The sequence below is a fragment of the Leptolyngbya sp. NIES-2104 genome, assembly GCF_001485215.1.
In the GTDB taxonomy this organism is placed as follows: Bacteria; Cyanobacteriota; Cyanobacteriia; order Leptolyngbyales; family Leptolyngbyaceae; genus Leptolyngbya.
The window spans coordinates 2,306,395-2,332,500 of the sequence record NZ_BBWW01000001.1; the positions used below are offsets into that span (position 1 = coordinate 2,306,395).

General features: G+C 47.9%; 26 protein-coding genes and 1 tRNA gene. 18 read left to right on the top strand and 9 right to left on the bottom strand.

Going from position 1 to position 26,106, the window contains the following annotated elements:
* Positions 1 to 2 precede the first annotated feature (2 nt).
* The 4 genes from NIES2104_RS10655 to NIES2104_RS10670 all read right to left on the bottom strand — a co-directional run bounded on the left by NIES2104_RS10655 (position 3) and on the right by NIES2104_RS10670 (position 2,316).
* A complete protein-coding gene (locus NIES2104_RS10655) occupies positions 3 to 644 on the bottom strand; it encodes an FHA domain-containing protein (protein ID WP_059001658.1) in 642 nt (213 codons plus the stop codon).
* A 105-nt stretch (positions 645 to 749) separates the two neighbouring features.
* Positions 750 to 839: transfer RNA gene (locus NIES2104_RS10660), tRNA-Ser, on the bottom strand.
* A 70-nt stretch (positions 840 to 909) separates the two neighbouring features.
* Positions 910 to 2,001 (bottom strand): phospho-N-acetylmuramoyl-pentapeptide-transferase, encoded by a 1,092-nt coding sequence (gene mraY, locus NIES2104_RS10665; RefSeq protein WP_058998200.1) that lies wholly within the window; start codon positions 1,999 to 2,001, stop codon positions 910 to 912.
* A 75-nt stretch (positions 2,002 to 2,076) separates the two neighbouring features.
* On the bottom strand, positions 2,077 to 2,316 hold the full coding sequence (locus NIES2104_RS10670; RefSeq protein ID WP_202815047.1) for a DUF3134 domain-containing protein: 240 nt from the start codon (positions 2,314 to 2,316) through the stop codon (positions 2,077 to 2,079).
* Positions 2,317 to 2,596: 280 nt separating this feature from the next.
* Between NIES2104_RS10670 and NIES2104_RS10675 the strand changes: the two genes are divergently transcribed.
* Genes NIES2104_RS10675 through NIES2104_RS31690 form a run of 3 tightly spaced genes read left to right on the top strand, consistent with a single transcriptional unit; the run spans position 2,597 to position 4,117 of the window.
* A complete protein-coding gene (locus tag NIES2104_RS10675) occupies positions 2,597 to 3,181 on the top strand; it encodes a PAP/fibrillin family protein (protein ID WP_058998201.1) in 585 nt (194 codons plus the stop codon).
* A gap of 4 nt (positions 3,182 to 3,185) precedes the next feature.
* On the top strand, positions 3,186 to 3,950 hold the full coding sequence (locus tag NIES2104_RS10680) for a PD-(D/E)XK nuclease family protein (protein WP_058998202.1): 765 nt from the start codon (positions 3,186 to 3,188) through the stop codon (positions 3,948 to 3,950).
* Positions 3,947 to 4,117: a hypothetical protein gene (locus tag NIES2104_RS31690; RefSeq protein ID WP_156426920.1), complete on the top strand. Its 171-nt coding sequence runs from the start codon at positions 3,947 to 3,949 to the stop codon at positions 4,115 to 4,117. The genes NIES2104_RS10680 and NIES2104_RS31690 overlap by 4 nt, the downstream gene beginning before the upstream one ends.
* A gap of 89 nt (positions 4,118 to 4,206) precedes the next feature.
* Here NIES2104_RS31690 and NIES2104_RS10685 read toward each other — a convergent pair whose 3' ends face one another.
* The 3 genes from NIES2104_RS10685 to NIES2104_RS10695 form a co-directional block, all read right to left on the bottom strand.
* Complete coding sequence (locus tag NIES2104_RS10685) at positions 4,207 to 4,944, bottom strand: hypothetical protein (RefSeq protein WP_058998203.1); 738 nt, start codon at positions 4,942 to 4,944, stop codon at positions 4,207 to 4,209.
* Between the two features lie 428 nt (positions 4,945 to 5,372).
* Entirely contained in the window at positions 5,373 to 5,579 is a 207-nt protein-coding gene (locus NIES2104_RS10690) for a hypothetical protein (RefSeq protein ID WP_059001660.1), read from the bottom strand.
* A 100-nt stretch (positions 5,580 to 5,679) separates the two neighbouring features.
* On the bottom strand, positions 5,680 to 9,084 hold the full coding sequence (locus NIES2104_RS10695; protein ID WP_058998204.1) for a phycobilisome rod-core linker polypeptide: 3,405 nt from the start codon (positions 9,082 to 9,084) through the stop codon (positions 5,680 to 5,682).
* 380 nt (positions 9,085 to 9,464) lie between these two features.
* Between NIES2104_RS10695 and ebsA the strand changes: the two genes are divergently transcribed.
* The 4 genes from ebsA to NIES2104_RS10715 all read left to right on the top strand — a co-directional run bounded on the left by ebsA (position 9,465) and on the right by NIES2104_RS10715 (position 12,014).
* A complete protein-coding gene (gene ebsA, locus NIES2104_RS10700) occupies positions 9,465 to 9,842 on the top strand; it encodes a type IV pilus biogenesis protein EbsA (protein WP_058998205.1) in 378 nt (125 codons plus the stop codon).
* A gap of 347 nt (positions 9,843 to 10,189) precedes the next feature.
* Positions 10,190 to 11,278: a phosphotransacetylase family protein gene (locus NIES2104_RS10705; protein ID WP_058998206.1), complete on the top strand. Its 1,089-nt coding sequence runs from the start codon at positions 10,190 to 10,192 to the stop codon at positions 11,276 to 11,278.
* A gap of 90 nt (positions 11,279 to 11,368) precedes the next feature.
* Entirely contained in the window at positions 11,369 to 11,623 is a 255-nt protein-coding gene (locus NIES2104_RS10710; RefSeq protein WP_058998207.1) for a DUF2281 domain-containing protein, read from the top strand.
* A 1-nt stretch (position 11,624) separates the two neighbouring features.
* The gene (locus NIES2104_RS10715; protein ID WP_058998208.1) at positions 11,625 to 12,014 is read left to right on the top strand and encodes a type II toxin-antitoxin system VapC family toxin; all 390 of its coding nucleotides are present in this window, start codon (positions 11,625 to 11,627) and stop codon (positions 12,012 to 12,014) included.
* Here NIES2104_RS10715 and NIES2104_RS10720 read toward each other — a convergent pair.
* Positions 12,011 to 12,847 carry a prephenate/arogenate dehydrogenase gene (locus NIES2104_RS10720; RefSeq protein WP_058998209.1) on the bottom strand — a complete coding sequence of 279 codons (837 nt, stop codon included), beginning with the start codon at positions 12,845 to 12,847 and terminating at the stop codon, positions 12,011 to 12,013. The two genes, NIES2104_RS10715 and NIES2104_RS10720, sit on opposite strands and share 4 nt — an antisense overlap.
* Positions 12,848 to 12,941: 94 nt before the next feature.
* On the opposite strand from NIES2104_RS10720, the gene NIES2104_RS10725 reads away from it, so the two are divergent.
* From NIES2104_RS10725 to NIES2104_RS10750, 6 genes are all read left to right on the top strand, one after another.
* Positions 12,942 to 14,432: a pentapeptide repeat-containing protein gene (locus NIES2104_RS10725; RefSeq protein ID WP_058998210.1), complete on the top strand. Its 1,491-nt coding sequence runs from the start codon at positions 12,942 to 12,944 to the stop codon at positions 14,430 to 14,432.
* Positions 14,433 to 14,507: 75 nt separating this feature from the next.
* A complete protein-coding gene (locus tag NIES2104_RS10730; protein WP_058998211.1) occupies positions 14,508 to 16,634 on the top strand; it encodes a tetratricopeptide repeat protein in 2,127 nt (708 codons plus the stop codon).
* Positions 16,635 to 16,757: 123 nt separating this feature from the next.
* Positions 16,758 to 17,105, top strand: coding sequence for a Spx/MgsR family RNA polymerase-binding regulatory protein (locus tag NIES2104_RS10735; protein ID WP_058998212.1), 348 nt, complete (start codon positions 16,758 to 16,760; stop codon positions 17,103 to 17,105).
* 13 nt (positions 17,106 to 17,118) lie between these two features.
* Positions 17,119 to 17,490 carry a DUF2237 family protein gene (locus NIES2104_RS10740; protein WP_059001661.1) on the top strand — a complete coding sequence of 124 codons (372 nt, stop codon included), beginning with the start codon at positions 17,119 to 17,121 and terminating at the stop codon, positions 17,488 to 17,490.
* 100 nt (positions 17,491 to 17,590) lie between these two features.
* Positions 17,591 to 18,745, top strand: a complete 1,155-nt coding sequence (locus tag NIES2104_RS10745; RefSeq protein ID WP_072218053.1) for a glycoside hydrolase family 76 protein — start codon at positions 17,591 to 17,593, stop codon at positions 18,743 to 18,745.
* 126 nt (positions 18,746 to 18,871) lie between these two features.
* Complete coding sequence (locus NIES2104_RS10750) at positions 18,872 to 20,353, top strand: NupC/NupG family nucleoside CNT transporter (protein ID WP_058998213.1); 1,482 nt, start codon at positions 18,872 to 18,874, stop codon at positions 20,351 to 20,353.
* Positions 20,354 to 20,657: 304 nt separating this feature from the next.
* On the opposite strand, the gene NIES2104_RS10755 is transcribed toward NIES2104_RS10750, so the two are convergent.
* Positions 20,658 to 21,344, bottom strand: coding sequence for a zinc metallopeptidase (locus NIES2104_RS10755; RefSeq protein ID WP_058998214.1), 687 nt, complete (start codon positions 21,342 to 21,344; stop codon positions 20,658 to 20,660).
* A 225-nt stretch (positions 21,345 to 21,569) separates the two neighbouring features.
* On the opposite strand from NIES2104_RS10755, the gene yqeK reads away from it, so the two are divergent.
* From yqeK to NIES2104_RS10780, 5 genes are all read left to right on the top strand, one after another.
* Positions 21,570 to 22,256, top strand: a complete 687-nt coding sequence (yqeK, locus tag NIES2104_RS10760; protein WP_082689965.1) for a bis(5'-nucleosyl)-tetraphosphatase (symmetrical) YqeK — start codon at positions 21,570 to 21,572, stop codon at positions 22,254 to 22,256.
* 33 nt (positions 22,257 to 22,289) lie between these two features.
* Complete coding sequence (gene rsfS, locus NIES2104_RS10765; RefSeq protein ID WP_058998215.1) at positions 22,290 to 22,694, top strand: ribosome silencing factor; 405 nt, start codon at positions 22,290 to 22,292, stop codon at positions 22,692 to 22,694.
* A gap of 120 nt (positions 22,695 to 22,814) precedes the next feature.
* Positions 22,815 to 23,081, top strand: coding sequence for a hypothetical protein (locus NIES2104_RS10770; protein WP_058998216.1), 267 nt, complete (start codon positions 22,815 to 22,817; stop codon positions 23,079 to 23,081).
* 110 nt (positions 23,082 to 23,191) lie between these two features.
* Positions 23,192 to 23,368, top strand: a complete 177-nt coding sequence (locus NIES2104_RS10775) for a twin-arginine translocase TatA/TatE family subunit (protein WP_058998217.1) — start codon at positions 23,192 to 23,194, stop codon at positions 23,366 to 23,368.
* A gap of 181 nt (positions 23,369 to 23,549) precedes the next feature.
* Positions 23,550 to 25,988 (top strand): ATP-dependent Clp protease ATP-binding subunit, encoded by a 2,439-nt coding sequence (locus NIES2104_RS10780; protein WP_058998218.1) that lies wholly within the window; start codon positions 23,550 to 23,552, stop codon positions 25,986 to 25,988.
* Positions 25,989 to 26,106: the final 118 nt, after the last annotated feature.

Consider the following 26,106-nt stretch of genomic DNA (forward strand, 5'->3'; position numbering starts at 1 on the left):
TGCTACACCTGGAACAAAAACGACACCTTATCGCCTTTACCGAGTGAAATGCGATCGCCTGCTCTCAGTCGATGCCGATTCCCCATTGGCAGCGGTGAATTGTTGATATACGTGCCATTCGAGCTACCGACATCTTCGATATAGTAAGCATCTCCTTCGATGCGAATATCGGCATGAATTCGCGAAACGACTTCAGAATTGGGAAAGCCAGAAACATCAATATCGGGTGGAATGCGATCGTTTGGTTTTCCGATGTGAATCACAAGCAATCCAGGCGGAAGCTCAATCTCTGTACTTGTTTGTAAATTCAATAATCGAGCAAACGACTGCTGAATCTGCGTCATGGAATTCGCTTTTGGAGCAGCTTCGGCTTGTGTCGGAAGCACGATTGGATCAGGCTCGATCAAAGGATCGGGCACAACCGGATCAGGAAGTTGTTGAGGATCGGGCAATTCAGGAGTTGACAGCATAGGAGCGCTCACAGATTTCAAGTTAAAGCCGCACTGTCCGCAGAAACCCGCATCAGATTGAACCGATGAACCGCAGTTCGGACACGCGATCGTAGAGGGCAGGGGTGTGTAACAAGATTCACACTGAACTGCACTATCGGGATTGGGATGATTGCAATTCGGACAAACAATCATTCGGGGATTTCCATCAAAATTAAATTGATCATATCCGCCAATGAAGCAGTAGAAAACGGACTTGTAATAAATACAAGCCAGATCAATCAATTTCGGGATTAAGAACGGAGAGAGAGGGATTCGAACCCTCGGTACGGTTCAAGACCGTACAACAGATTAGCAATCTGCCGCTTTCGACCACTCAGCCATCTCTCCAGAGTGACGAGTCACAGTATAACAAACTTCTGTGACTCGATCGCATGATTTTTGTGCGGAAGTGAATGTTTTAGTGAAGAACGAGGCTAAATCCAGCTAAGAGAGCCGCGATCGCATAAAACCAACCGACGACCTGCGTTTCTGTCCATCCTGTCAGTTCCAAATGATTGTGGAACGGCGACATCCTAAACAACCGCTTACCGACTCCATTCGCGTCTTTCGTTGCTTTGTAATAAGCGACCTGAGCAATCACAGACAGCGTTTCGAGGAAGAATAGACCGCTCAGAATCAACAGCGCAAACAGCGAATTGGTGAGTAATCCAACGGCTGCAAGTGCGCCTCCAAGCGCCAACGATCCCGTATCGCCCATAAAGACTTTTGCCGGGTTGCGATTGTGCAGGAGGAAACCAAGGCAACCTCCACTGAGCGCAGCACAGAAAATTCCAAGATCTTGATGCTCAGAAAAGACGAGAGCACCTAAGCCGAGAAGCGCGATCGCGACCGTTCCCCCAGCCAGTCCATCCATTCCATCAGTCAAATTCGTAGCATTACTCTCAGCAACGAGGACAAAACAAGCTAACACCCAGAACAACGCTCCCAGAGGCAATATCAGCCCGAATGGAAGCGCGATCGTGGTTAAGCTCGAATTCGTCACCATCAACCAGACACAGAAAGAAACGGCAAAAAAGATTTGCAGCCCCATCTTGGTTTTCGGTGAAATTCCTTTGTTCGATTTGCGGCGAATGATTTGCCAATCGTCGAGAAAGCCAATTCCCGCATACGAGAGCGTCAGTGCAGAAACGGCGATCACATTGCTATCGAATTCTGAGAGATAAAGCGCGATCGCGACCGCAACGGGAACAAAGAAGGCTCCTCCCATCGTCGGGGTTCCTGCCTTCTTTAAATGCGATTGGGGACCATCTTCGCGAATAATCTGTCCCGCCTTTAAAGCTTTAAGAAACGGCACAGCCCAAAAACCGACCCCTGCGGTTGCGAGTCCGCTCATCCAAAGTGGAAAAGTCAGCGATGCACTCTGGCTCCAAACTCGACCACCGAAATGATCAAGACCGATCGATGCGATCGTCATCCCGATCGTCAACAAAAGGAACAACCGTGTTCCTGAAAAATTCAAGGCTCGTCCTGTAAATAGTTTCGCGTCCACAAGATTTCACTTCACTCTGCACAAATTACACACCACACCGGATCGCTAGGGGCTAGACACCTAGCCCCTCATCGTCTATTCGTCTTCTAAACCGAGATCATCATCATCGTCGTCGGTGTCAAAGGTACCGCCGTCGTTTTCCATCAGTTCGTTAATTTCTTCCTCATCATCGAGGTAGTCGAAATCCGCATTATCGCGAGCGAGTAATCGACCCGAACTTTCGAGCCAGTCGAGAATCGAAGATTCCTGCTGCATAGGAATCACCGCTGCGCGTTGGTTTCGAGTTTCTTGACGTAAGGAGGGGTTGTAAATCATTGAGCGTTTCTATCTCCAGCAGTAGAGGGTTCTACCTTAATATTAGACTGACCGAAACACCCGAAGTGTACCACTTTGGGGCACATTTGCAAGATGTTTTTTGCTCGAATCGGAGCAATTTTTTGATTGAGTCTGATTTGTTTTAGATTCAAGCATTTTCCACGGTTTTCCGAAATTGTCAAGCAATTTGTTTTCAACCTTCAATAAAGAATGTTTTTTCACCTGAAACAGAGTTGTGGAGAGCCGTTAGGATAATTTCTATCTACTCTGGGAGCGTGTCATGATCGGGAAAGCCGCTTTACTTGAAATCATTGCTGGAAAAAATCGCGGGTTGCTGGCAAATGAGGCTCAGAAACAGGGGATCATGGCAGCGATCGCACAACTCGAAGACCGAAATCCAACTCCAAGACCGATCGAGGCTCTGAATCTGCTTGATGGCGATTGGCGACTCCTTTATACAACCAGTCGCGGCATTTTGGGAATCGATCAGTTTCCCTTTCTCAAGTTGGGACAGGTCTATCAGTGTATTCGCGCTTTAGAGGGCAAAGTTTATAACATTGCAGAAGTCTCAGGACTGCCATTTTTAGAGGGAATCGTTTCGGTTGTGGCGCGATTTCGTCCGGTTTCAGAAAAGCGAGTCGATGTGAAATTCGAGCGATCGATTATCGGCTTACAGCGTCTCGTCGATTACCAATCGCCCGGCTACTTTATTCACCAGTTAGAATCTGATCGGAAGTTTGCTGCGATCGATTTTAGTATCGAGAACCGAGATCAGCAAGGTTGGCTAGATATTACCTATCTCGATGAAGACCTGCGAATCGGTCGCGGTAACGAGGGTAGTGTGTTCGTTTTAACCAAAGAGTAACCCGATGCGACTTTCCCAAGGTCATCTCAATTTATTAGAACTGTGCCCGCGAAAATTTCAGCACACGTATTTAGAACAATTAGGATCACCGAATTCTCCAGAGCAACAAGAGCGACTCTTATCGGGAAGTCGGTTCCACGCCTTGATGCAACAGTGGGAGATGGGTTTACCGATCGAGCCTTTCCTGCAAGAAGATCCGCAGCTTAGACAATGGTTTCATGCGTTTATCGGAGCCGCCCCGCAAATTCTCCAGATTCATGATCCAATGTTTCGAGAAAGCGAACATCTCCGAATGCTGGAATTTCAAGGACACATTCTGACAGTGGTATATGACCTGTTAATTTTGACCGAACAAGAAGCCCAAATTCTCGATTGGAAAACGTATCCAAAACCCTCGAAAGCAGATTTAGCTCAAAGCTGGCAGTCGCGTTTATACCCGTTTGTATTAGCGGAAACGAGCGATTATGCACCCGAACAGATTTCGATGACCTACTGGTTTTTCCAAGCAAACGGGGAAATGGCTCAAAGCTTGAAGCTGTCTTACAGTGCGAAGCAGCACGAGGAAACACGACAGGTTTTATCTCAATTGTTAAATCAGTTTAGTGAATGGCTCGATCGATACGAAACCCAAAGCGAACCCTTCCCGCAACTCCCCGAAACTGCCTCAGAATGTTTGGACTGTAGTTTTTCGATTCGATGTCAGCGCTCCGATCAAGTTTTAGAACCGCATGAGCTTTCTTTTGCAGAGATTCAGGAAGTTCCGCTGTGATCAAAAAACTCTTCCCGTTGATTGGCGCTAGTTTTCTAATGGGTGAAATGATCTCAGCCGTTCTCACACAGCGATTTATCAGCACTGCATCTAGAACCGAAGGAAAAATCGTCTGGAAGCAGGGAAGTCATATTACTGTTCAGTTACACTTTCTGATAGAGCGGTAAATTGCGCTCATTAGAAAGCCCTCGATCGTCGTTATTGGCAGATTCTTCGCGGAGGGTGACAGACAGGCTTTCGACGTTAGATTCGCACTCTATGACGATTGAGCCTGCGATCGGGTCTGATGTTCGATTGTTCTGTACAGCATTATCATCATTGCAACACCCGTAATAAATCCATAAACAACTCCTATCTTTCCGCTCGTTACAGCCGCAACAGAATCATAATTAGGGTCATAAGGACGATTAAACTCATTGAAAAGACCACTTTGAACGGATGAATAATAAATTAGCCCATTCAATCCTGCGCTCAATGTGGTCGCTACAATCCAAAGAACGGCAGATTTGACGTATTTTCTAATCATTGCAAACTGAAACAATCCAGTGATTCCTCCACCAAGGACACTGCCGACGACGAATAAATACTTACTCAACAGCGTAAAACTCTCTACAACAGAGGCGATGTCCGGCGGCGGTGGTACTGAACTACCAAGCCTACCTAATTGGGAGAGACCTGGGAGAATGGAAACTATCATACTTGCGAGAGCCGTCAGAAACGTTAAGGTCAATCCGATGAGCAAGGAAGCTACCCACCCGCCAAGCTTAAATCGACGAAAGAAAGCTTGAAAATGCTTTCTGATTAACATTCCCTGGCTCAGACCAAGCACTAACCCGATTAATATCAACATCGCTGGAACGGAAAGCAGGTCATTATATTGAATCTGATGAGACAGATAGAGACCAATTGAGACGATTGAAAAATTTACCAGAAACCAGATGAGACCAAATTTATAGACTACTCTTCTGAATCGAAGTTTTACAGCGTTTTCCATGTTCGTTAGACCTAGTAACAACGGTGAGCGAACCCGTTGATGATGTGCTGCCGTAAGGTGAGCATCTAGACGAGGCGGAGGAGTTGTGTTAAGAAATATAACAACTTAGAATAGTAATCTGCCAAATACCTTGCAGAAAATTTACAGCATGACTGTATGCTTCGCTAAGTAGAGATTCTATATCTCTGCTTGGCTCGATGATATGCGTGTGAATGTTGCAGAATTTCGTCATGAAGTCTTCCAGGGAGATAAGCTGTTAAGCCCTGGTGTAGAACCCTATTCAGAATTAGCGGTCTAACAATGTACTACGCAGCCAAGGGAACAAGCTAGAAGCTCAAGAACTTCGTCAATTCGTTCTCGCAATTGAGCGTTTCGGCGAACTGCACGTTTCAAAGCTCGTCGTGATTCTGGACTCTAGGCAATTCTTCTCAATCGTCGATCGCAGCAAGAAAGTCAGCAACAGACCCAAATTGTACATCGCCTTGAGCTACTTCCTCGCGAATTTCTTGAATCTCACGAATCAGCTCTTGCCGACGTACTCGCTTTTGAAATAGGTCTATCAAAGCAGTCTGATCTTCGAGCGAAAGAGCGTCAATGAGTTCGATCGCGGCTTCAAGCGTTGTAGGTTGATTCATTAGCAAACGACCACATTCAACTGTGAATCTATCATACCAACTCATAGAAAAAGCCCTCGATCGCACAATTGTCGATCGAGGGCTTTTTCATTCAATCAATCTAGCTCAGGCGACCCGTCACATAAGACGGCGACAGATCCGACCAAGATTGTTTCACCAAGTCCGCATCCGCTTTCACACTACCGAGGTAGTTACCAGCAGGAAGCGACGGATAACGCTTGTACGGAACCACATCTTCGCCAAAGTAGCGCGAGTATTCTGCACTGTTGACCATTGCAGTCACCGCAGCTTTCAAGCCTTGACTCGCCAAGATCTTGTTGTACTCACGGATTTCAGCTTGGGTTGCAGGTGCACGACCCAACAAGTGACGGAACAAGAACTCGATCACTTTCGTATTTGGGTACGGAGCGTAGAAGCGACGCACGTAGATGTCTGAGCTTGCCAAGGTCTTGACGAATTCCCGCACCGAGATTTCGCCGTTCCGCAGCTTACTTTCGAGATCCGATCGCTTAAACTGGCTCGGCACTTGTCCGCTAAATACATCCATCACTTGGACGTAAATCGCGTTGAGCACCAATTCGGTTTCGTTCTGCGACATACCCGGATTCATCCGATAGATGCGGGCAGGTTTCCGGCGGCTGGTGCCGACTCCGACTTCAACCGATTGACCGTCACCATTGCTAAACGATCGACCGAGTTGGATAAATCGGGGTTTGCTGCCGTCGGCTTTGCGCTCTTGGGCGGCATTGTCTTCGATCGCGGTTGCGGTTAATGGCATTTGAGCCACATCCATCTTCGATTTCGCAGGCGAGAAGCTCGGAATCTCGACCTTGTTATTCTGCTTGGTGAGCTTGTTGTACAAGGTTTGCGAGTTCGGGAAGTTCGCCGCAGGCAGCGTTAAGAAGCGGTTATATGGAACCACATCTTCGCCGAATGCTTCCGCGTATTCTTCGCTGTTCACCATTTCGGTGACGAATGCTTTCAAGCCTTGAGTTGCAAGAATCTTGTTGTACTTGCGAATTTCAGCTTGATCGAGCGGAGCGCGTCCCAAGAAGTGCTTGGTTCCCAGTTCGATCACTTTCGTGTTCGGGTACGGGGTGTAGAACTCCTTGATGTACAAGCCAGAAGAACCTAAGCCGATGATGAACTCTTTGAGGTTGATTTCACCATTGCCGAGCTTACTTTCGAGTGCCGAGAATTCGTTTTGTGCGACATAAGGAGCAATGTCACGCTCGAACACTTGACGATAAGCGGCTCCAATCACCGTTTGCAGGTTCGTCTTGTCCGTGGTTTGAGTCAGCTTGAACACTTTGGTTTGTTCGCGCTTCTTGCTGACCCCTTGATTGATCCGGAAGTCGATATCCGGCTGAGTCCGCATTCCCGCAGCGGTTCCCAATTCCACGAAGCGAGGCGTTTCTTCCTTCGTAACCTTCGTGCCTTTGTCTTGAATCGAGCCAACCCGGACGGTTCTCAGAGAAACACCAGCGGGCGTGAGATAGCGCTCATAGGGAATGGTATCTTCGCCAAAAGTTTTGTTGTACTCCTCGGTGTCAAGAATTGCGTCGATGACGGCAAATACGCCTTTCTTCGAGCAGAGATCAAAGTATTGGTTGATTTCTTGACGACCGTAGGTAGGACGACCGAGTAAGCGACGGTGAATATATTCGATCGCTTTCGTCACATACAGTTTTTCCCAGTACAAACTGCGGAACAGAGGCGATTTTGCCAAGCGACGAATGAACTCTTTGACGGTAATTTCGCCGTTTTCGAGCTTGATTTCGTCGAATTTGAGGCGTTGACCGTCGTACACATCACGACCAAAGACTTGCAGGTAAGCCGCTTTGATCACCGCTTGAGTCGAACTTTCCGAGAACTTGGTGCTGATCCCTTGAGTTCCAGAAGACTTCTTAGCGAATGTTCCAGTGAAGCTTGGACTTTGATCGTACTTGAATACCTTCGGTCCTAACGTTCCAGGAGCCACACCACGAGCATTGGGATTGCTCAATTGGTTGTTGATACCCGGACCGCGATTGATCAGAATCCGACGGGTATCTTTGCCGAACGGAGCCGGGTTAGAACTGGGATTCTTCGTCTCTTTCGGGAAGATGGCACCGAATTGAATTTCTAGCGGATCGTTGCCAGAGCCATAAGGGTGCTGATCCGGTAGCGGTTGATCGTACGATGCAAAAGTTGTGAGGAACTGTGGAACTTTGCGGAATGGCGCACTGTAGTTGAACAGGTCTTGTTGCGGACCCCAGTTGCGGCATTCTTGCGCTTCTTGTCCCAAACCCCGTAGATACGGAACGGTTTCTTCACCGAAGTAGTCGCCGTATTCTTTGGAGTCCACGAGCGCATCGACGAGTGCATTTAAGCCACCACCAGACACGATCGAGAAATATTTCTGCACTTCTTCACGTGAAGAAGGACCACGACCCAAGATATGACGAAACGCCAATTCTAAAGCGCGACTGTTAATATATGGCTCGAAGAAATTCTTGCGGTACAGCGGCGATTTTGCCAAACGGCGGACGAATTCCTTCATCGAAATGTCGCCGTTCTTGACTTTGGATTCGAGATCCGAAATTCCCAACGAATAAGCGCGGGTGATGTCGCGTTCAAACACTTGGCGGTAAGCCGCTTTCACCACATCGTTCTTTTCGCTGCTCGATAGTCCCGGCTTCATCGCGTACTTCGGACGGCGTTCTGCTGCGTTGAAGTAGATTTGCGGCAGTTGCAGACCTTGAAGATCACCCGACGGACGCTGACGTACTTTATCCGAAGGAGTCGGCGCTTTGAACTCAGTAATCAAGACATCGAAATACTGATCCACGATTTCTTTCGCATCCGCATCACCCCGGAAGTAATTTCCAGCGGCAACCTTCATTTCTTGTAGAGCAACGATCGTGGCATCGCTCGAACAAGCCCGCTCGATGATTTCCCGCAAACCGCGAGTATTGACCGAGATAATATTCGGATCGCCAGCGACGATCGCATAAGTGGTATAGCGCAAGAACCAGCTTAAGTCGCGTAACGACTTCGCCATGTTGCTCGGACCATAACGGGCGACGTTAATCGGGCGGAAACCGGGGGGAATCGCGCCTGCGCTGGGGGTTAAGAAGAAGTTCCGAATGCCGCCGAACAATCCGCCACCAGAGCCTTCCGCATAAGTGACCGTGCCCAGTTTCATTCCTTCTTCGGTGTTCAAGGTTGTACCTGCCACCGTTTTCACGGGTTCTTCAGCAGGCTTCTCCAAAAACGCCATCGGTGAACCACCCGTGAAGATGCGGTTCGCCGATCGAGAAACGATCAATTCCGAGTTGCGAGTCAGAATTTCAGCGATTTCGAGGCGTTTCTGCCCGGACTTAAAATACTGCACAAGTTCATCAAGCTCACCGCGACCGAGAAAGCGGTCTTGTTGTTCTGCTTGTGAAATCGTAGCAACTGGTACGGTTTGGTATAGTTGCGGGCGTGCAACCGAGCTTCCACCACTTGCCTTAACACTCATTGGATTCTAAAGCTCCCATTTACGGATCGTTACTGTGTTAAATCTGACCAGAGCGTCACCTGGCACGTTGTTTCTTAAAGAGCCGACTCGCGGACGCGCTATCAGCCTTCGCACGTTAAAACGATTTGCCCAGGGTCAACCAGTTCATTTCTTAGATTAAAACGTTTCGGGTTCTTACACTTGAATTATTAAAAAGTGTGACGAAGCCGATTGTGTTTCGTGCTTTGCTCATCATAAAAGACAGACGTACTGTTTCTGAGAGCGGCTTTAAGTTTTGTAACAAATAGTAATGTGAGATTCAAATCAAAGTTTGGGAACAATGAGTCCGCCCGCAAGATACTCATGCCGCTCAGTTGAATTGACGAGGAAGTCAATTAATTATGTCGATCGAGAAACTTCAACCCGCGCCGACTCAACAAGTTGGGGTATATCTGCCCTACTATCCGCAGCAGGGAAAAAAACAGCTTCTACCGTTTGCAATTAGTCTCTATCAGAAAGGTGCTTTAGAAGGAGAGCGCAAAATCGAAGGGGGCGATAGTATTCCATTTGTCGCGTCTTGGAATGTATCGACGCTGCCCGCTGATTTATGTCGCTGTCGGATTCAGTTCGAGGGGAATGCGGAACTAAGTTATGAAGTGATGATGGCGAATTTTGAATTTGTGGATTTCTTGATTGAAGTGATTCACAATTTCAAGCGCAGTCGCTTGTCGGATTTTTCTCAGTCGTTTTATCGAAAGCTGCTCAGAATCGACGACTAAAGAGAATTTTAAGAATTTTTTGAGGGAGCGATTACATCTAATCGCTCCCTCATTTTTTAGATGCGTTCTCGAACTTGACTGGGCGCGAGTGCGATAGAATTCTTAGAGTTAAGAGGGTGTTTGAGAAAGTATCGTTCATTGCGTTCACCCGCCCCGGAATGGAATTCGGGGCTAACCGAACGAAGTCCACTGAAGGGGACTGCAAGAGACTTAGACAGGTGATTTTAGTTCCCGGAGGGGAACTTCGCACTGTTAGCCCCGAATTCCATTCCGGGGCGAGTCATGCGACAAACGATTACTTCTCAAACACCCTCTAAGACGGCTCTTTGAGTAACCGGAGTGAGCGCGTGCCTAAGTCTGCCAAGTATTTATTGATTGGTTCCCTAGAAGCCTACAGTGGCAAGTCTGCTGCGATTTTAGGCATTGCCCACCAACTGAAAGCGCGAGGGCTGGACCTTGCCTATGGTAAAGCGCTAGGTGGCGGGTGGGGACAAACCCAGATGGCAGATAGCGATGGCGATATTCAGTTTGTGGCAGAAACAATTCAGTTGAGTGACGATCGACTTCAAGCCCCGGTTTTGACGCTGAATTCAGAAACGGTTGAGAATCGATTGAATGGTTCGGATACCCAGGATTATCGGCAAGCGTTGAAAGAGCGATCGCAAAACCAAAAAGGCGATCTGGTGATTCTTGAAGGTCCTGGAACCCTCAGCGAAGGAAAATTATTCGATTTATCACTGTTGCAAGTTGCCGATACGATTCAAGCATCGGTCATGCTCGTTGCTCGATTTCATTCGGTGTTGTTGTTGGATGTGATTTTGAGCGCGAAAGAGCAATTAGGCGATCGTTTAATCGGTGTGCTGATTAACGATGTGCCAAGGGAGCAAGTTGAAGCGATTAACAATTCCTTCTCCCCATTTTTAGAGAAACAAGGGATTGCGGTGTTTGGAGTGCTGCCGAGCAGTACTTTACTTAGAAGTGTGAGTGTTGCGGAATTAGTTCATCAGCTTGGTGCAGAAGTGCTGTGTCGGGGCGATCGGCTTGATCATATGGTCGAAAGTTTGACGATCGGGGCGATGAACGTGAATTCTGCACTGAAATACTTTCGTGCTCGGCAAAATATGGCAGTAGTGACAGGTGGCGATCGTACTGATTTGCAATTAGCGGCACTCGAAACTTCAACCCAATGTTTGATTCTGACGGGTCACATTCCACCGACAAAAGACATTATTTCGCGGGCAGAAGATCTAGAAATTCCGATTCTCTCAGTGGATCTCGATACGCTTACAACGGTTGAAATTATCGAACGGGCATTTGGGGAAGTTCGACTGCAAGAACCGATCAAGTTTCAGTGTATTTGTCAAATGATCGAGCAGTATTTTGATAGTGATCGACTGCTTGAGACATTAGGCTTGATGCCTGCTGGAGCGCTTTAGTAGCAGCTTGATGCTGTCATCCTTGTTGAGGAGTACGATCGCATCGGTTTTCTCAAGTACAATCGAGGCAGAGCAAATGCTGAGAGTACTATGAGTTCTGAATCGCTGGTGATTGAAAAATTAAAGATGCTTTCACCCGAACGGCAGCAAGAGGTCTTAGATTTCATTGAGTTTCTGCAACAAAAAGACCAATCACAGGCGGCTGATGATCAAACAGCGCAGTTAGATAACTTCAAATCTGACTGGATATCTGATCCATTTTTTGGAATTTGGCGCGATCGTGAAGATTTAGAAGATAGTGCTACTTGGGTCAGACAAATTCGCCAGCAGCACTGGAACCGCTAGGATGTCGCAGGTTATTCTAATCGATTCCGATATTTTGATTGATTACAGTCGGGGAATGATTGCAACGGGTGAATATCTCGCAACATCGGCTGTAACGACAACGCTTGCGATCAGTGTCGTAACGCAGATGGAAATTATTGTAGGTTGTCGTGATAAACGATCACTTCAAGCAGCAGAAAAGTTTCTCGCAAGGTTTGAAGTGATTCCAGTCAATGAAGCGGTTTCGCATCAAGCCGTTGAACTGCTTCGCCAATATTATCTGAGTCACAGTTTGCTGATTCCAGACGCGCTAATTGCAGCAACCGCAATTTCATACAATTACCCACTTGTGACGAAGAACCAGCGCGATTTTCGGTTTATTTCAGGTGTCACATTATTACCGCCTCCCTAGAGAAACGTCGATCGCATTTCCTGAGTCCGTATTAACAGTGCTTCTAAGGCTTTCCAGTCTTCCTGTTCAATCAGTGCAATGATTTGATCGATTTCTGCTCGATAGGTGTGGAGCGATCGCAAAACTTCCGATCGATTGTACTGTGCCATCATTAGTCCTAATTCTGGATTGCCGCCACCAACGCGACTTGTATCGCGAAATCCAGAACTCGCTAAAGCTTGAGCAAGTTTTAAGACTGTGGAATCTGACTCATTTAAACAAGCAGAAATTAAACTCGCGCTGACCATCACTGGAAGGTGAGAAATCCAGGCAACGGCTCGATCGTGATCTTCGGGCTGACAGTGAAATAATTTCACCTGCAATGGACGTAATAGCGATTCGATTCGATCAATCGCATCTCTAGGCGTTTCCTCAGTCGGAGTCAAAACATAAGGATTTCCCGCAAACAATCCATGTACAGCGGCTTCGATGCCACTTTCTGCGGTGCCTGCCATCGGATGACCGCCAACGAAATTTTTCCACATCGGTGAAATATTTTTGACGATCGATGCTTTAACTGAGCCAACATCGGTTAAAACGGTGTCTGAAGCGATACACGGAATCAATTGTTCAATCGTAGGAACCAAATGCACGATCGGGGTACAGACAAAAATCGCATCGGTATCCGCCAAGAGCGACAAATCCGTTTCGGCTGCATCGACTGCACCACGGACAACCGCAATTTCACAGGTTCGGGATTTGCGGCTGACTCCGAGAACGGTGTGACCTTGCGATCGCAAATCCAATCCCAGCGATCCGCCGATCAATCCCAAGCCCACGATTCCGATTTGCATCGCCTATTCTCCCAACGTCCTACGAGGTCATTCTGATCTACATCTGGGTACGTTAGCGCTAAATTCGCCCGAATTTTTTTAGGACAGTGAAGGAATGAACGTTGAGGAACTGCTCGAACACTATGCTGCGGATCTCCGAGAATTTTCGGGGCTGAACCTCAGCGGGGTCAATCTTCCAGGGGTGAATTTAAGTCGATCGATCTTTGTGCAAGCCAATTTCAACGCGGCAAAACTAACGAGCGCCGATTTTAGTCATTCGGTTTGTCAAACTGCGAATTTTCACGGCGCGAATTTGACTTTGGCAGATTTTAGCTATACCGATCTTCAGAATGCGGATTTGAGCAAGGCGGAACTCACCCGGACTGACTTTAGTATGGCGAATTTACAAGGCGCGAATCTAAGTTATGCAGATTTACGCGATGCCAAATTGCGCTGCGTCAATCTCGATCGAGCAAACCTCAGTCGAGCAGATTTACGCTACGCCAAACTGATTTCTGCAAATTTACAGCGGACAAATTTCACCAGTAGCGATTTGAGCAGTACCGATCTTTCTGGAGCAGATTTACGCGATGCAGAACTGAGACAGACAACACTCAATCGGGCGAATTTACAGGGCGCGAACTTGCAGGGAGCGAATTTACGCTGGGCGGATTTAAGTGGGGCAAATTTGCGCTGGGCGGATTTGACCGGAGCGAAACTTAGTGGCGCGAATTTGACCGGAGCAGATTTGTCTCATGCCACGCTGCTAGATGCGACTTTGGTTCATGTAGATTTAACGCGATCGAATCTTGGGTTTGTCGATTGGCGAGGGGCAGATCTCAGCGGTTCTAATCTCACAGGCGCAAAACTCTACGCAGTTTCACCATTCGGTGTGAAAACGGCTGGCACCGTTTGCCGCTGGATTGATCTGAGTCAGAACGGCGATCAAAGCCAGATTTATCAGTTTTTCAGTAATGATCCGAGCGAGTATTTTCATTCAACGCCGCCAACAGTTGAGATTGTGATTGACGATCGCTTAACTCCGGATGCTCATTGTGCGTTAGCGGTCGCGTATCAACAATTTGCACGACAAGGAAAAGCGATCGCGCCCCCTCAGATCCAAATTCACAAGCGGCGGACGGTTTTGAGGTTTGAACTCGATCGCAACGAAGATCTTTTTTGGACAGCCTTTGTAGCAATTCTGCCGTTCACCGATGCAACTTTAACTCAGAAAGCTTTGATTCATCTGCTGCGATCGATTTCAACTGAAACCATCAGTGATGTTCCGCATGGAGTTCAGATTCTGCATTCACTTGTGACCAGTCTGAGTCAATCCATTCAGAAATTAGACACGACGAAACTACTGCAAGTGATTCCGATCGCGATTCAAAAGATTCGATTTTTCCAGGCTCCGACCCGATCAACTTTACTAAATTCGGCAAATCGAGCGATTGCCCTTTACGACAATCCGCAGTTTGGCAAACGTCGAATTAAATATGCGGAATCGGAAGAAGAATTTGCCTTTTTGACTCAACCCACACTGTTTGTGCCGCCGACGCAGAAAGAAGTGATCGAATTTCTTCAGGGATTTAGCGATCGTTCATAATTTCTGCTAATTTCCGGCTCGACTTGGTAAATTGGACAATAGTACAACCTCCATTCGATCGAGCGGGAATTGTTTATGCTGAAAAAGAATCAATCAGTTTTTGCTTTTCTCTTGGGCGGCTTTCTCGTCTGCTCCGTGCCTACAAGCTCGATCACGGTTGCTCAGGCACAGCAAACTCCGCAGCAAGAACTAACGCAACTGAAACAGCAGCAGCAATTAAGGTCGCAAGTCGAAGACGAGATCGATCGCGCTTTATCCCGTTCAAGTTTGTTACTAAACATTGCGCTGATCACTCTAACGGTCTTCCCGATCGCGATCATGGTCGCGTTATGGAAATTCCGCCGGATTATCATTCGCGAAATTGTCGATCGTGGACTTGCACAGCTTCAGCACCTTTCAGAAGTCGAACATCAGTTACAAGATGTCCAGCGAGAAGCTGAAGGCAGAATTCAACAATCTCGTGAGGTGATTGATCAACTTGAACGAGAAGTTCAAGCCTTACAGCAGAGAATTTCAGAAGATGCGGAAAGTTTAACCGGATTGACTTCGCAGTTGTCGCGATCGCAATCTGAACTCCTCGCCGGACTCGAAACGCAGGTGAATCTCTCGAAGCGTGAACTAGAAAAGCTTTCCTCAGATTTTGTGGCGCATCTCTCAATGCTACAAACCGATGCAAATGAGCAGACGAGCATTGCCGTTGATCGCTTTAACGAAGTTCGCGATCAGTTAGTTGCACAACTAGACGAAATCGAAGCCTTCGCGACGACTCAGCAACACTTAACACAGGAACATCTAAGCCGCTCACAGACGGCATTTACAACACACCTGGACGAGCTTCAATCGGATGTTCAGCAGCAACGCGATCAAACGCTGCAACGATTGGCGCAATTCGAGCAGGATTACATCACGCAGCTTTCAGACGCGCAGACCGACACAGAAGATCGGCGCAATCAACTATTAGAAGATTTGCGCCATCTCAAGAGCGAATTTGCTTCACAGCTTGCTGAATTTCACACCGATAGCCAACACCAACGCGATCGCATTCGTGAACAAATCGAACAATTAGAATCTGAGCTTTCTGGAACGGCAACCGAAGTACGATCGAGCTTAGAACAGCGCCAAAAACAGCTTCAAGACGATCTGACTCAGAAAGAAACGGAAGTGCGATCGCAGCTTGATCTCCATCAGAAACGAGTTCAGGAAGATCTTGATCAGAAAGAAACGGAAGTGCGATCGCAGCTTGATCTCCATCAAAAACAGCTTCAAAACGATCTGACTCAAAGACAATCCGAAGTGTTATCACAGTTCTCTGAGTTGGAAACGACTGCAATTCAAGGCAGAACGAACTTCCTCGACAAGCTACGATTGCTTGATTCGGATGCAGTACAACAAAAACAAGCTATTTTTAACAAACTTCAACAGTTAGAGATTGAATTTGTTTCTCAACTTTCAGGACTGCGGGAACAAGCACAAAATCGCCGTCCTGCACCTGTTGAAACTCCTGTTATCGAACAATCCTCTGATTTTGAGCAGGCTGAAGCATTGTTTAAATCCGGTCAATTTGAAGACGCGATCGCGCATTACGATCGTGCCTTAAAAAACCAATCGAACAATCCTGAACTGTGGCTGAGACGCGGATTAGCGCTCGGACGATTGAAACAATTCAAAGAAGCGATCGCCTCTTACGATCGAGCGATTCAACTTGAGCCGGATTATTCAGAAGCTTGGTGCGATCGCGGGGTTGCCCTCGGTAAATTACAACGCCACGAAGAAGCCTTCCGCTCCTTCAATCAAGCAGTGCAGATTCGCCCCAAAGACTCGATCGCCTGGCTCAATCGAGGACTTGCCCTTCAGATGTTAGGTCGATACTCCGAAGCGCTTGCCTCATTCGATGAAGCCCTGAAACTCGATTCTGAAGCATACAAAGTGTGGAACTATCGCGGCTACCTCTTAGTACAGCTAGAACGCGATCGCGATGCACTCGAAAGTTTCGATTTCGCGATCGACATTCAGCCGAAATACGCCCCTGCTTACTACAACAAAGCGATTTGTTATGCACTTCAGGGACATACCCAAGCTGCCATTGAGAACCTCGAAGAAGCGATTCGATTGAATCCCCGCTATCGAGACGATGCCAAAAACGACCCGGAATTCGAGCAAATCATGAACGATCGACGCTTCCGCCAACTGATTGAACACTAAGATAAAAACCTATAAATCAAGCAAAATTATGGATCGGCGTGATTGGCACCCTCGTCCTGTATTGGATTTTGGTGAATGTTCTGATTTAGAATCGAGGGCGTTGCCTTCTAAGATTCAGTACAGATGCCGCTCCAAGTTTACGGAATTCCCACCTGCGGAACCTGCAAAAAAGCCCTCAAATGGTTAGACGATCGCTCGATCGCTTACACCTTCATCAACACAAAAGACGATCCTCCCGCCAACGCTGAAGTCAAAAACTGGGTTTCAACGTTGGGAGCAAAACCGATGCGAAATACGTCGGGGCAGTCTTATCGCGCCTTGGGAGAAGAAAAACAAACTTGGACAGATAAGCAGTGGATTGATGCTTTTTCATCCGATGCGATGTTGATTAAGCGCCCATTGTTCGTTAAAGATGGAACAGCGATCGCTGTTGGATTCAAAGAAACTGCACTAGAGCAAGCCTTGAAATAGGAGATTCACCATGATGAACCGCGCTAGAAACGTCTTAGGCGGCGAACTCCAATCTTGTTGTCGCTCACCGATGACCGGATATTATCGCGATGGATTTTGTACCACAGGAGCCGGAGATGTCGGCGTTCATGTCGTCTGTGCTCAATTGACCGAAGAATTTTTAGAATTCACCAAATCACGCGGCAATGACCTCAGCACGCCGATGCCACTCTATGATTTTCCGGGGCTAAAACCGGGCGATCGCTGGTGTCTTTGTGCCGCTCGTTGGAAAGAAGCGCTCGATGCCGGAGTCGCTCCCCCCGTTGTTCTCGCTTCCACTCATGCCGCATCGTTAGAATACGTTTCACTGAATGACTTAAAGCAACATGCCGTTACTGAGTCATAATTGTTCAGCTTAAGTTGTTATTAACGAATAATTTCGAGCAGTATCCTTAAGTACTTTGTGACGCAAATTTTGTCATCTAGCCTTTTGGAGATGCTCGGTTATGGTTTTACCTGGAGTGTGCCAAGCCGCCGCCGCAGGAATGGCAGCCCTTCAACTCTTCTACAGTTCCTCGACCGGACTGTGGAGATCGACCGGTTGGTGGAATGCGGCAAACGCACTGGAAACAACGATCGATTATTCACGCACTACGAATCAAACGAAATATCATTCGGTCATCGCCAACACCTACAACAAGCAGAAGAAAACAGGCTTCATTGAGGCAGATGTCTACGATGATCAGGGCTGGTGGGCACTTACTTGGATTAAAGCCTACGATTTAACGGGCGAAAAACGCTATCTCAACACCGCTAAATCGATTTTCAAAGATATGACCAAAGGCTGGGATTCTCGATGCGGAGGCGGCATGTGGTGGCGAAAAGACCGTCAGTACAAAAACGCAGTCACAAATGAGCTATTTTTTACCGTAGCTGTCCGGCTACACCAACGTACGGTGAACGACTACGGTAAAGGAAGTTACATCGATTGGGCGAAACGCAGTTGGACTTGGTTCAAGCGATCGGGCATGATCAATCGTAAAAATCTCATCAATGACGGACTCGACGATCGCTGTCGCAACAATGGAAATCCAACCTGGACATACAACCAAGGGGTCATTATCGGGGGCTTAGTCGATTTCTACAACAGTACAAAGGATCGGTCGTATCTCGATCAAGCTCATGCGATCGCAAACGCCACGATTCAGCACCTTTCTAAAGATGGCGTTCTGCGCGAAGTTTGTGAACCTAACTGCGGCGAGGATGGTCCACAGTTCAAAGGCATCTTCATTCGTAATCTCGCTTATCTCCATCAAGTCTCTCCGAACGATCGCTATAAAACGTTCATTGTGAAGAATGCTTCTGCGATTTGGGCACATAGTCGTAACGATCGCCATCAATTCGGATTAAGTTGGGGGAGGCAATTCGATCGCGCCGATGCCGCCCGTCAAAGTTCAGCGATCGATGCTCTGAATGCGACAATTCCATTCGACTCCTGTGTCGCAAAAGTGTCTCAGACAACAACGATTACCCATCCTTTGTTTTCCTCAATTCCCGCGCCATCGAAATCTAATTCGGCTAAGGAGCCGCGCCCGTTAGAGTCAGTCTTACCGAGATTTACAGCATTTGAATCGAAAAACATGGAAGTGATCGGCTATTGAGAATCTTCGCTCATTCGTCCCCGTAACTTTACTGAAGCTGGCGAGATTGTTGTGCCGAAATGAAAAATCTTATGTATCTTTCTAGGGGCACTTCCCATTCTCTAGCTCTCTCGTCCGCCTCTACCCATGAGCTTACTCAATCTTGTTTCCCTGGCTGGAATCTTCGGCTTATGCGCGATCGCGTGGCTTTTTTCTGAACATCGTCACGCTAAATTTTTCCCCTGGCGTGTGGTTGCCTCTGGAATCTTGCTGCAACTCGTGCTGGGTGCATTGGTATTTGTGGTGCCTGGAACTCGTGAAGCTCTCCAGGTTTTCAGTAATTTACTCGATGGCGTTTTTCTAGCAGCCGACGCGGGCGCACGATTTGTTTTCGGTCGAAACGTTGTGCCTGTCCCTGGACAAACTTCAGATGTGAATTTGGGCTATATCTTCGCCTTCCGCGCTCTGCCAACCGTAATCTTTTTCTCTGGACTGATGGCGCTCTTGCAAAACTTGGGTGTGATTCAGGTCGTGACAAATCTGTTCGCTAAGACGTTTTACTGGACGATGCGGTTGAGTGGAGCCGAAGCACTTAGTGGAGCAGCAAATATTTTCGTCGGGATCGAAGCTGCGATCGTGGTCAAGCCCTATTTACCCAAAATGACCCGAAGCGAACTCTGTGCAATTTTATCGTGCTGCTTTGGAACGGCTGCATCATCAACATTAGCGATCTATGTTAGTTTTCTACGTCCTGTGTTCCCAAACATTCTAGGACACTTAGTTTCAGCCTCGATCATTGCGATTCCTGCTTGCTTTGTTCTGTCTAAAATTCTGGTGCCGGAAACTGAGCGACCGTTGACCATCGGTGGCATTCCCAGAGAAGAAAAGAAATGGTTAGCGGAAGATGGCGAAATGCTCGAAGAAGTGCTGCAAGTGGAAGAAGAGCGGGTGAGTCCACTAGATGCGGCGATTATGGGAGCACTTGACGGGGTGAAAATGGCAGTGTCGATCGCGGCTGTTCTCATTCTGATTCTCGGTTTAGTTTCGCTGGTCAATCAAATCTTTGAGGGACTCGCAATAATCCCCGGTGGAATTGGAGCGTTTTTCAAGGTCGTGACCTTGGCAAATATTGCAGGTGTCCTCTTTCTGCCGTTTACCTTTCTCACAGGTGTTTCGCTCGAATGGAATGAACTGTGGGAGTCTTCTGTGATCATTGGACGGCGATTGTTAGAAACTGCGATTCCGCCGTATCAAGCTTTGGCGGCAGCGGCATCAAGACCCGAAAATCCGATCAGCGATCGAGCGGTTCTCATCATTAGTTATGCCCTCTCAGGATTTGCTCATTTGGCTTCGGTGGGCATTTTTGTGGGAGGTACGATCGCGCTCATTCCCTCTCGCCGCAAAGACATTTCTGAGTTAGGGTGGAAAGCTTTGTTTGTTGGCACGTTAGCCACGATGATGATCGCTTGTGTTGCAGGAGTGTTTGATACAGGCAATCCCGGAATTTTGGGAGAGAAAGCGGCTCCAACGGTAATCAGTCCGAGTCCAAAGCCGAGTATTGTGCCTGTTCCTTCGACACCGCCTTCACCGAAAGCTGTGAAATCGCCAAAACCGAGTTCAAAACCTTGAAAAGTCTCTTCGCTTCGATTGCCTCCCGCCCTGAAATGAATTTCGGGCTAATGGTGGAAAGTCTACTGAAAGTAGACTCGGAGCAAATATCAGTCTCTTAGTCCATTTCAATGGACTTTCGCCGATTAGCCCGAAATTCATTTCAGGGCGAGTCGTCGCACCGAACGAAGACTCTTCAAACATCCTCTTAGAGATTTGAGATTGGAATGCGATCGACCCATTCCCCAAAAATCCCATCAAATCTGAACAACAAAAAACCGACAGGAAATCATCCCATCGGTTCTTCAAAATGATCTAGCTTCAATTAATCACGCTGACCCAGTGCAATCAAAATGTATTGCAACAATTGAAGCAAGGCATACAACGCCGTCGCCACATAGGTAAACGCCGCTGCATTCAGAACCTTCCGCGCTCCTTGATTCTCTTCACCCTGCAAAATTCCTAACTCATCGATCAAGCGCAAAGCTCGATTCGACGCATCAAACTCTACGGGCAAGGTCACAATGTGGAAAATAATCACCGCTGCAAATAGTGCAATCCCCAACGGAATAAATACTTTACCCAGTGCGCTAATAAACAGACCCGCCATAATCAAAATCGGACCAAAATTCGCGCCCAAGTTCACCGCCGGAACCAGTGCCGCTCTCATATTCATCGGCTTGTAGCCTTTCACATCTTGCAGAACGTGACCACATTCATGAGCTGCAACCGCCGCCGCCGCTAACGAGTTCGAGTTATAAACCACATCCGACAATCGAACCGCTTTCGCGCTCGGATCATAATGGTCGGTCAACTCACCCGGCACATGTTCCACGCTGACATCGTAAATGCCCATACGATCGAGAATCGTCTTCGCCACCTGTGCCCCGGTCAATCCCATCTTGGACGGGATCTCTGAATATTTGCGATAGGTGCTTTGTACCCGCTGCTGTGCCCAGAATACCAAAATCATGCCGGGAATCAGCAGGAGATAAGTCCAGTGAAAAAACATCGCCTTTTTACCTTTTTGCTTAAGTTCTGTACGAGGCTTAATTGACTGCTTTTAGCTCCCATGCTATCACTCGAAATTCTGCCCGTCTGCCGAGAAAACCGAACTTACAACCAGGGCGGTCTAGTCTCAAGACATACGTTAGAATAAGACCAGAACTGAGAGGATGAGAACGTTGAATGTCGAGGATTGCTTGCTCGGTGTCACTAACGGGAGTTAGTTACACTTATGCGTGAATTGCCCAAAGCACTACAGACTGATGGGACTTCGCCGCAGGTGAATCAATCGATCGCGCTCTCAGGACTCTTACCGCCCCCGGATCGAACTCGTGCTAGAGTTCTGGCGTGGCTCAAAGGAAATGTCCCTGAAACTCGGATTCGACATATTCTGCGAGTAGAGCAGTTCGCGATCGAGCTTGCCCAGCTCCACGATCTAAACGTCGAGAAAGCGGCTCAGGCAGCTTTGATGCACGATTTGGCGAAGTTCTTCAAGCCAAGACGATTGTTAAATATGGCGATCGCCGAAGGTTTGACGCTCGATCCGATCGATGAAACCAATCCTCATTTACTCCATGCCGATGCAGGCGCGATCGTTGCTCGTGACGAATTCGGGATTCGAGATGAGGACATTCTGGATGCCATTCGTCATCATACGCTTGGCAGTCCGACCATGAGCTTACTCGGTTGTGTGGTGTATCTGGCAGACGGTTTAGAGCCAGGACGCGGAAACACACCAGAGTTAGAGGAATTGCGTGCTTTGAGTCGGCGAGACTTGATTCAGGCAACTTGGAGAGCGGCGGATGTCTCTCTTCGACATCTGATTCAAGCGGGTCACTTGATCCATCCGCGTACGGTTCAGACTCGCAATGCGTTTTTGCAGCAGTATAAACAAGCTGAGGCAAAACGGGCTAATTGACAAAACCACTTCGTAAAAGGAATTCAAACCTGAATGACAGAACTTTCTAACCAACAAACCCTTTCCACACCGATGACCAACATCGACGATCGCAGTGAACTCTTGGCGCGTTTAGCGGCAGAGGCAGCCGATGAGCGGAAAGGGAGCGATATTGTGTTGCTGAAAGTGGGCGATGTCACGGTTCTGGCAGATTATTTTGTTTTAGTGAGCGGCTATTCCAAGGTGCAAGTCCGAGCAATTGCTCGATCGATCGAGCAAAAAATCGAAGAGACGATGAACCTCAAGCCGATTCGATCGGAGGGCTTTGCTGAGGGGTCTTGGGTTGTGGAAGATTTCGGCGATGTGATTGTGCACGTGATGATGCCCCAAGAGCGCGAATACTACGGCTTAGAGTCGTTCTGGGGTCACGCGGCGCGGATTCCAGTCGGCGAATTCTAGAGCGTTGAGAATCGAAGTCGGGAGGTTGCGATCTCCCGATTTTTTGTGCGATCGGATCTATTGCAGGTTGAGCGAATTGAGACTTGCTAAGATCTACAAACTTCAAGGGCAAGTCGTACTATGCGAGAGATTGAAGCAACAGGCAGCGACGAGTTTGACCCAGAAAACGATTCAAAACAACGAATTCTTGCTGATTTCAAAGAGTCCCTTCGTCAATCTGAATCAGGACAAACTCTCCCCCTCTCAGAACTTTGGGACGGAATTGATGAAATTCAGTACGAGCAAAATACTCCTGAGTTGTCGAATGAAGTATTGAGCATGGGTGCAGAGACACTATTCTTGAGCCTGGATGAATTCGAGACTCAGGACGAGCGACAGTTATATTGAATTTTTAGGGGCAACGCCCGATCGACATTCAATCCATTTTCCCGCTTCTCCAACGGTGAAACCCGCCCCCGAAACCGCTACAGTAAGAACATTGCACCGGAGAGAACGCTATGTTTAATTTAGGTTGGGTCGAAATCGGAGTCATTTGCCTAGTCGCCTTGCTGATTTTTGGACCTAAGAAAATTCCTGAACTGGGTGGAACATTCGGAAAAACCCTTCGCAACTTCAAAGAAGGCATGACCGAAGCCAACGAACCCGATCCAACCGACGACGATCGACCATCCTAAAACTAGTACGGTTGCCCAATTTTTTTGACGGTTATCCTCCCTCGTTGCCAGTTAGACTCCCCCGCTAGAGTGGGGTGAAGAACTATAGAAAAGTTTACAACTAAGTATAGTTCGTTGCTCTCTGTCGCTGACACTCCGTTACAGAGACTCAGCGCAGACCTCGCATAGTGGAGAAAGCCCGATGTTTGAATACTTCACCGATCAGGCGATCGAGACCATCATGTTTGCCCAGGAAGAAGCTCGTAGGCTTCGGCAAAATTCCGTGGGCACCGAAGCAATTTTGCTGGGCTTACTCAGACAGGATGACACGATCGCAGCGTCGGTTTTGAATGACCTAGGTGCGACTTTAGACACCGCACGATTAGAAATTGAAAAGATTATCGGTCGTGGATCTGGCTCGTCGTTTGGAGAACTTCCCTTTACGCCCAAAACGCGCCAGATTCTTGAACGTGCGCTACAACAAGCCCAGTTGATGGGAATGCGCTACGTTCGATCGGAGCATATTCTGTTGTCCTTGGTCGATGATAACCAAGGTGTGGCAATCAAAGTTTTGAGCCAGTTGGGTCTGAATCCGGATGATATTCGCGCTCAAGTGTCGCTTGCTCAAGAACCGGTTGCCGCTGGAAAACCTGCTCCGCGCAAAGTTGGTAATAGCAAGAAAACACCCGCGCTCAATGAGTTTGGAACGGATCTGACTCAGATGGCTGCTGAAGGTAAGCTTGATCCGATGATCGGACGGCAGAACGAACTCGATCGCGTGATTCAAATTCTCGGTCGTCGTACTAAGAATAATCCCGTTTTGGTGGGCGAACCTGGAGTCGGTAAAACTGCGATCGCGGAAGGACTCGCACAACGCATTTACGATCAAGCGGTTCCCGAATTGCTGCAAGACAAGCAGGTTTTCCAGCTTGATGTGGGTAGCTTGTTGGCTGGAACGCGCTTCCGGGGCGAGTTTGAAGAACGGATGAAACAAATCCTGGATGAAGTGCAAGAATCCGGCAACATTATTCTAGTGATTGATGAAATTCATACGCTCGTGGGCGCTGGCTCGACGGGTGGCGGAATGGATGCAGCAAACCTGATGAAGCCTGCTTTGGCTCGTGGATTGCTTCAGTGCTTAGGGGCGACGACCTTAGATGAATACCGTCAGCATATCGAGCGAGATCCTGCATTAGAACGGCGATTTCAGCCTGTGATGGTCGGTGAACCGACGGTCGAAGAAACGATCGACATTCTAAAAGGATTGCGCGATCGCTATGAGCAGCATCACCAATTACAGATCGACGATTCAGCCGTAGAAGCTGCCGCGAAATTAGCTGATCGCTATATTACAGATCGATTTTTGCCAGATAAAGCGATCGACTTAATCGACGAAGCAGGTTCCTTGGTGCGCTTGCGGAATACGAATCCAGCATTGAAAGCTCTGAAGAAAGAACTGCGGCAAATTCAGAAAGAAAAGCAAGCCACAGTAGCCGCTCAGGACTTTGATAAAGCGGGACAATTGCGCGATCGAGAAATCGAACTTGAAAAACAACTCGCAACCGATGTTCCTGCTGGAGTCCTGCCTGTTGTCACCGAAGAAGATATCGCACAGGTGATTTCTTCTTGGATGAACATTCCCGTGAGCAAGCTGACTGAATCCGAATCAGCAATGTTGTTGCACTTGGATGAAGTGCTGCATCAGCGTGTGATCGGACAGGATGAAGCAGTGACAGCAGTAGCGCGATCGATTAAGCGTGCGCGTGTGGGCTTACAAGATCCGGATCGCCCGATCGCATCGTTTATCTTCTCCGGTCCAACTGGAGTCGGTAAGACTGAACTTGCGAAAGCTCTTGCCGCAGCGGTGTTCGGTTCTGAAGAAGCGATGATTCGTCTCGATATGTCTGAGTACATGGAATCGCACACGGTTTCTAAACTGATCGGTTCGCCTCCTGGCTATATCGGATATGACGAAGGTGGACAACTGACCGAAGCCGTTCGTCGCAATCCGTACACGGTGATTCTCTTTGATGAAGTTGAGAAGGCTCACCCGGATGTGTTCAATATGATGCTGCAACTCTTAGATGATGGTCGTTTGACCGATGCCAAGGGTCGTACCGTCAGCTTCAAGAACACACTGATCATCATGACCTCGAACTTAGGCTCGAAAGTGATCGAAAAAGGCGGCGCTGGATTGGGATTTGCGACTGAGACTGGCTCTTCTGAGTCGATTCAGTACAACCGCATCCGTACGCTGGTGAATGACGAATTAAAGCAGTACTTCCGACCGGAGTTTCTTAACCGGATCGATGAGATTATTGTCTTCCGTCAACTAACCCGTGAGGAAGTGGTTCAGATTGCTGACTTGATGATTCAAGAGGCGGCAGCCCGGATTGCAGAGCAAGGCATCACGCTCGAAGTCACCGATCGCTTTAAAGAGCGCGTCGTGGTCGATGGCTACAATCCGAGTTACGGGGCGCGTCCGTTGCGTCGTGCGATCGCTCGATTGCTCGAAGATAGTTTAGCAGAAGCGATCTTATCGGGACAGATTCAAGACGGAGATAAAGCGATCGCAGACGTGGATGAGGATCAGCAAGTCGTGATTCGTTCCATTAAATCACCCGTGTCCATTAGCGTGTAACACTGATCTGTATTAGTAAATATACGCTCACAAAAAATACATGCTCTCAAGCCTTCGCATCTTCGCGAGGGCTTTTTATTTGGCTGATTTTTTGTAATCGAGCGATAAATTTCATGCC